The organism is Candidatus Binataceae bacterium, from assembly GCA_035500095.1.
Classification (GTDB): Bacteria; Desulfobacterota; Binatia; order Binatales; family Binataceae; genus JAKAVN01.
The window spans coordinates 1-6,439 of record DATJXN010000001.1; the positions used below are offsets into that span (position 1 = coordinate 1).

At 67.1% G+C, this 6,439-nt stretch carries 6 protein-coding genes and 1 tRNA gene; 2 read left to right on the forward strand and 5 right to left on the reverse strand.

All coding sequences use genetic code 11. The features are described 5' to 3' along the window. Positions 1-323: 323 nt before the first annotated feature. From VMI09_00005 to VMI09_00020, 4 genes are all read right to left on the reverse strand, one after another. Positions 324-2,108 (reverse strand): PDZ domain-containing protein, encoded by a 1,785-nt coding sequence (locus tag VMI09_00005; GenBank protein ID HTQ23051.1) that lies wholly within the window; start codon positions 2,106-2,108, stop codon positions 324-326. Beyond that, positions 2,083-2,961 carry an MBL fold metallo-hydrolase gene (locus tag VMI09_00010; GenBank protein HTQ23052.1) on the reverse strand — a complete coding sequence of 293 codons (879 nt, stop codon included), beginning with the start codon at positions 2,959-2,961 and terminating at the stop codon, positions 2,083-2,085. Before VMI09_00010 ends, VMI09_00005 begins: the two co-directional genes overlap by 26 nt. Beyond that, the gene (locus tag VMI09_00015) at positions 2,961-3,770 is read right to left on the reverse strand and encodes a type III pantothenate kinase (protein ID HTQ23053.1); all 810 of its coding nucleotides are present in this window, start codon (positions 3,768-3,770) and stop codon (positions 2,961-2,963) included. Before VMI09_00015 ends, VMI09_00010 begins: the two co-directional genes overlap by 1 nt. Before the next feature lie 120 nt (positions 3,771-3,890). Then, entirely contained in the window at positions 3,891-4,706 is an 816-nt protein-coding gene (locus VMI09_00020) for a hypothetical protein (protein ID HTQ23054.1), read from the reverse strand. Positions 4,707-4,904: 198 nt separating this feature from the next. Between VMI09_00020 and VMI09_00025 the strand changes: the two genes are divergently transcribed. Both VMI09_00025 and VMI09_00030 read left to right on the forward strand, forming a co-directional pair. Next, positions 4,905-5,648, forward strand: coding sequence for an SDR family NAD(P)-dependent oxidoreductase (locus tag VMI09_00025; GenBank protein HTQ23055.1), 744 nt, complete (start codon positions 4,905-4,907; stop codon positions 5,646-5,648). A gap of 203 nt (positions 5,649-5,851) precedes the next feature. After that, positions 5,852-5,928 (forward strand) — tRNA-Pro (locus VMI09_00030). 37 nt (positions 5,929-5,965) lie between these two features. Here VMI09_00030 and VMI09_00035 read toward each other — a convergent pair. Then, positions 5,966-6,439, reverse strand: a 474-nt coding sequence (locus tag VMI09_00035) for a tyrosine-type recombinase/integrase (GenBank protein HTQ23056.1), incomplete at its 5' end; no start/stop codon positions are given.

Consider the following 6,439-nt stretch of genomic DNA (forward strand, 5'->3'; position numbering starts at 1 on the left):
CTTCATGGTCGATTTCCTTTCCGGCCCCGATGCCGGCAAACGCCGCTACAGACAAAAAAATGCGGGCCACCGCGCACCGGCACCCCGCATCAAACCCGCTCTCCAGGAGCGCTCAAGCCGTTCGGGGTCCCGGTCCTTTCAGGATCCAGGCGCTAGGCCAAGCTATGTCTGCACGCTCCGTTGCCGGAGTCTTCGTTGCCCTGTCCTATTAATCTCGCCGGGCCACGCCTCGACGGAGACCGATTTATTAATACGATGCCATGCTTGAGTAAAGACCGCCAGGACGCCGGTTCGCGCCGGAACGGGAACCGACTCGCCCCGCGTTACGGTTGGAGTTTCCGCGGGTCCGGTGGCGGCATCTCGACCGGCAGCTGGAGGCGTTTGCCGCCGCGCAGGATGTTCAGATAGACGGTCTCCCCGGGCTGCACCTCGCGCAACCGATCCTGGAAATCCATGAAGTTGGTGACCCGATTACCGTCGACTCCGATGATCAGGTCATAGTTCTCGCCCAGCTGGATGGTTTCTATCACCGGTACCGCCAGCACTGCGGGCGGAAACACGAGCGATGCGGCCACGGCGGCGCCCTCGATGACGTCGTGGGCGGCGCGATGACCCGCCTGCACACCAGCGCGTTCGGCGGGACTGCCCGGCTGCAGCGACACGACCAGCAGGCCATCGATCTCGCGGCCGTTCTTTGTCCGCCGCACCCCCTCCTGCAGCTCGACTCCGAGAGGCGACGTGTTGGCGCCCTCGTTCATGAACTCCTGGAGACTGTGCAACTGCGGCTCGTTGAGCGGCATCTGCTGGTTCTCCTCGTAATTGACGACCTGGGAGGCGTCTTCCGGCTTAGCTGCCGCAGGCTCGACCGATTGCTGTTGCGATGCCGGAAGAATCACCGTGGTCCCCGCCGGAGCCTCCTCGGGAGTTATGATCTGCTCGCCGTCCGCGGGATCGCTGGCGACCGGCGCCGGCGCACTGGTCATCACCGCGGGCGCCGGCCCGGGCGCGGGCGGCGGGGCGCCGTCGTTGATCAGAAACGTCCGCGGTCCTCCGTCGGGCGCCCAAGGCGCCACGGAGGCTGGGCTCGCCGCCGCATCAGGCGCCGCCGGGACAGGCACCGCTCCCGACGCGGCCGCCGCTGCCGCCGGCGAAGCCGTCGCGCCGGGATTCGCGCTGGCCTCCGGCCCAGCGCTGCCTGCCGAAGTGTCTGCAGACGGCATCGCGGGCGCGGCCGTGTCAGCCGCCGCCAGCCCGGCTCCGGGCGCCGCGGCAAAAAGCATGACCGCCTCATCTTCGCCCGACGACCTGGCGGCGGACGCTGCCTGCGCGGGGGGATCGGAGGCCGTAGCGGCCTGCGCGGACGCTAGCGCGCCAACCGTTGCCGCCGGACCGACGGGCGCTACCTCTGCCTCGGCCGCGCGCGGCGGCGACGCGGCGGAAGCGTCAACCGCAGTGGCATCTTCCTCGGCAGATGCGGTGGCGACTGCGGGCGCCGCGGCCGGCGCAGATGCGGCGCTCTTCGCCTGCGCGGCGGCCTCCGCCTGCATGGCGGCGGATGGCGTTGCGACGGCCGATGCCGACACCCCAGCAGCCGCTGCCGACGTCAACGGCGGGCGTGCTACCGGCGGCGCATCCGGAGTCTTCTCAGCCGGGTACGGAGCGTTCGCGGCTTGCACTGACGCGACCGTCTGCACCGGGGCAGCGGGGCCCGGCGGCGTCTTGCTCGCGACCGCGGCCTCAGGCCGCGATACCGCGAGCGCCGCGGCCGGCTTTGCCGGTTCGGCGGCCCGCGCGGCGGCGACCTTCGGCGCGGCCGCAGCAGGCGGAGCGGAAAGCGGCTTCATCGCCGCCGCCGCGGCGGCGGCCTCGGCCTCTCTCCGTGCGCGCATCGCCGCGAGCACGCCGAGCGTGGCAGCCGGGCCGACGGGCACGTCTTCATCGGGTGCCGGTGCCTGCGCGAACGCGGCGGGCGAGTTTATTGCGCCCGCCGCGATAAACCCGCCCGCCAGCACCGACGCCCCGAGCGCCGGCAGCAACATGAATGACGAGAGAACGCGGCGCGCGATCGCGGAACGCGGCGGTCTAGTTGAGACTCCAGCGTCTCTCATGCTCGACCACGCGTCCTTCGTTGCGGAGCTTTTTCAAATGCGAGCGCACCGAATTGGAAGCGGCAACGTGCAGGTATTCAGGCACGTCGAGGTAAATCTTCTTGACGATCTGCATCGGTTCGAGCGGCTCCGATCCCACCAGGGCCTCGAGCACCTGCCGCTCGCGCAGCTCGCGATGCGCGATGTATTCCTCGATCTTGCGGCGCGCGTTGCGAATCACCGGGCCGTGCGCCGGATAGATCAACTCCGCGTCGAGTTCCAGCAGGCGGCGCAGCGAATCCATGTATTGGCCGAGGTCGCCAGTGTCATCGGGAATCACCGTGGTGCCCGCGCCCAGCACCACGTCGCCGGTGAACAGCGCCCGTTCCTCTTCGAGGTAGTAGCAAAGATGGTCGGGCGCATGGCCCGGCGTATGGATCGCGCGCAACGTCGCTCCTTCGGTCCTGACGATCGCGCGGTCCTCGATCGCCCGAATCGGCCCGCCCGCCGCCTCGTCCTTGCCCGGCCAGGGCTTCTTCAAGACCTCCAGCTCACCGAAGCGGCGACGGACCTGGGGAACGCCGCCGATATGGTCGGCATGCGCATGCGTGCAAACCACCCTCTCGAGCTCGCTCGTGGAACTGACTTCCTTAAGGGCGTGCGGCAGCAACTCCTCGTAGCGCGCAACGCCCGCGCCGGTATCGAGCAGGAGGGGCCTGCGCCCTGTACCGACGATATAGGTGTTGGTGCCCGGGCCGGTGAACGGACCCGGGTTATGCCCCAGGACAGTCGCGACGCGCTCCGAGAGACGCGCAAAGTCGGGCAGTTTGAGCCCGATCATCGAGTCTGTGACGACGCGCCGGGCCTTCGCCATCAGGTATCCCTCGAGCCGCTCGGCGCATAGGGCGCGGGGGCGCGCCGGTTGCGTTCGAAGATGAGCCGCAGTCCCTTGAGCGTCAGGAACTCGTCAACCACTTCGATCGTTCTCGATTCGGGAGCGATCAGGCTTGCCAGCCCGCCGGTCGCGACCACGCGGGCATGCTCGCCTCGCTCCTGCTCGATTCGCTCGACCAGGCCGTCGACCAGCGCCGTGTAGCCGAAGATAAGGCCCGACTGGATTGCGCCGATCGTCGTGCGGCCTACGGCCTCGCGCGGCCGCACCAGTTCGACCTCGTAGAGCTTGGCCGCGTGCTTGACCAGCGCGTCCATCGAAATCCCCAATCCGGGGGCGATCGCGCCGCCGACGTACTCGCCGCGCGCGGTAACGTAGTCGAAAGTGGTCGCGGTGCCGAAATCGACGACGATCGAGGCGCTCCCGTAGCGATCGTAGGCCGCGACCGCGTTGACGATCCGATCGGCGCCGACTTCTTTGGGATTCTCGTACAGGATCGGCATCCCGGTCTTGATCCCGGGGCCGACGATCAGCGGCTCGCGCTGGAAGTAGCGATGCGCGAGATCTTCCATCGTGCGGTTGAGCGGCGGCACGACGCAGGCGACGGCTACGCCCTCGGGGCGCAGCGGCGGCTCCAGCCCGACGCTCTGCAGGAGCGCGCCGATCATCACCCCGTGCTCGTCCGTGGTTCGTTCGGCCTTGGTCGAGAGCCGCCAGTGATGGAGCAGGCGCTCGCCCTCGTAGATTCCGATTACGGTGTCGGTGTTGCCGACGTCGATTGCTACCAGCATCGCGCTGCCATCAGGGTGCCGCGGTTGTCCTCTCGTGCCGCTGTCATGAATGTTTCTGAAGGTTTCACAGGCGTCGCCAGTTAACCGGCATCCTTGGCAAGGTTAGCGTCATCAGCGCGCCTACCTGCGCCCCAAACCGACGGCGAATCCCCCCATCCGCGGAAAGCCTCCGCCGAACCCTCCAGCCGCGCCCGCCGGAAACACCGGGGGCAAAGTGGGAAGTCCGGGCACCGGCCGCGGCATCCACGACGAAGATGGAAACGCTGGCGACGGAATCGCGGCGCCGGAGTATAGCGGCGTCCGAATCGCGGTCATCGGCGCATACGATCCGATCGGCGCGGCGATGATCACCGGCGCTTCCTGCTCGACAGCGTAGTCGCCGCGGTCGGTTTCCGCCTGTTGCTCCGCCGGCTGCCCGTCATGGTTTTGATCGCTTCCCTGAACGGAAGCGGCCGAACCGCCAGGCGCGGAGGCTCCCGGCAGTCTCGTACCGGACGCGTCCTGTTGCTGCCGCGAGCCGTTGTCGTCAAGCGCGGAATCGTTGGGCGCGGAATCGTCCCCCGATGCGCCCTCGGCGGTCAGGGTATCGGCAGTTCCGGCGCTCGCATTCGAAGCATTATCCGCATTGCCCGGGACGGCGATCGGAGCTTCGCGGGCGCTGGGACTGATCGGACCCGAACAGTCCTCGGCGCAACCGTCGGACGGCGCCGAACCGTTCGCCTGATACACCGACGGAACCTCCAGTACGCTATCGGCGCGTTCCCAGGAAGAGCTCGATTTGGAGGAATCCGATTCCACGGCGTCCTGGGCGCGCGCAGCGCCGGTAGCCGCGCCTATCAGGGTCAGGGCGAACGCCACGATCGCAATCGTGCCGCGCCGGCCCGGGACGGCCAGCCCGCAACGATCGATCAAGCCGAGACATCTCGCCGCGCTCACGCAAATCTCTCCTGAGCTCTCGGCCAAGGGTATCATCCGCTCCGTCGAAACGACAAGTCATAGCAGATCGCCAGGCCATCGCAGATCGCTTCGTCCTCTTGCCTCCAACCCGCGGCGGTCGGCGATTGGTTCCCGCATGCGATTTTCGCCGTGCGCGCGGGTTTTCAGACGGTGCCGGCTCGGCTAAGATGCAGCGCCATGTCAGAACCCAAAGTAGCGTTGGTTACCGGAGCCGGGCGGGGCATCGGGCGCGATATCGCTCAGCGCCTGGCCCGCGAAGGCTATGCCTGCGGACTCATCGCGCGCACCAAGTCGCAGCTCGAAGAGACCGCCGAACTGATCGTCAAGGCCGGCGGCAAGGCGCTGGTGACGCCGACCGATGTCGCCAGGCGCGATCAGGTGCTCGCGTCGGTTGAGGCGGCGGAGCGCGAGTTGGGGCCGATTTCGGTGCTCATCAACAACGCCGGCGCTTACCTGCGCAAGCGCTTTGAAGAGATCACCGAAGAGGACTTCGACTTTCAGCTCAAGGTCAACACCTACGGGCCGTTCTTCTGCACGCAGGCCGTGGTGGGCAAGATGGCGGCGCGCGGCGGCGGGACCGTCATCTTCGTCCTCGGATCGGAGACGCGCGGCGGACCCGCGCTCTACTCGGCATACACCGCCTCCAAGGTCGCGCAGCGCGCGATCGCAGAGTCGCTCGCTTACGAGTACATGCACGTCGGCATCCATTCGGCGACGCTCGACGTTGACGGCGCCGTGGACAGTCCGCGCGTGCGCGAAGCGGCGCCTGACGCCGACCCGTCGCACTTCGTGCCGCCTTCGGCGATTTGCGACGAGATCGTGCATCTGATCAACCAGCCGAAAAGCGCGTGGACCTTCTCCATCGACATGCGCTCCTACGTGCAATGGCGGCCGCGCGTGGCGGCGAAGAAAAAGGCCTAGCGATCGCGAGCGGGGCGAGGCGATTGGCGTGCGCCGGCGCAGGCCCCGGGCGAATCGCGCGCGCGGGCGGGCTCAGAGCGGCGCGCGCGGCTGTATTTGGAGCGGCGCGCAACTATACTGGCGTAGCGCTTGAGCTTTTAGCGGCGCGCGCTGCGGGCGAGCATATCGGTGCGGCGCGGCCATGCGATCGAGTCTCTTCGGGTCGGGGTGTGGCGCAGCCTGGTAGCGCACACGCTTGGGGTGCGTGTGGTCGCCGGTTCAAATCCGGCCACCCCGACCAAACAAATATCTTGCCAATTCAAGCATTTATATGATTTCTAGTTCAGCACTGAATTAGATGAATCGGCTGTTTGTGCCCAATTTTGTGCCCCATCGACCATAGAATTGGCCGCTTCGGTGCCGCTCTCAACACCCTCTAAGGTCGCGATGGCGGCGCGGCGGGCTTGGACTCGGATGTGCGCGTAACGGGCAAGCATCCTGTGGCTTACGTGTCCCGCAAGCTGGCGGATCGTCTCTTCGGACACCGCCGAGTTCTCAGCGAGTCGCGTCACGAATGTATGCCGGGCATCGTACAGCCGATAATCGACCCCAACCTTTCGCCGCGCTGTATTCCAAGCGCGCTTGTAACTGTACGTGCCCATGGGACGATTCAGATCGACGCCCCAGATATGAGGCTCGCGACCATTCCCCGTAAACCCGACATGATGGAACGGAAAGACGAAAGCGTCTGGTCCTGCGTCGGCAAAGCGCGAGAGCCAAAGCGTAAGTGCCGCACAGGCCCGGCGTGTCAG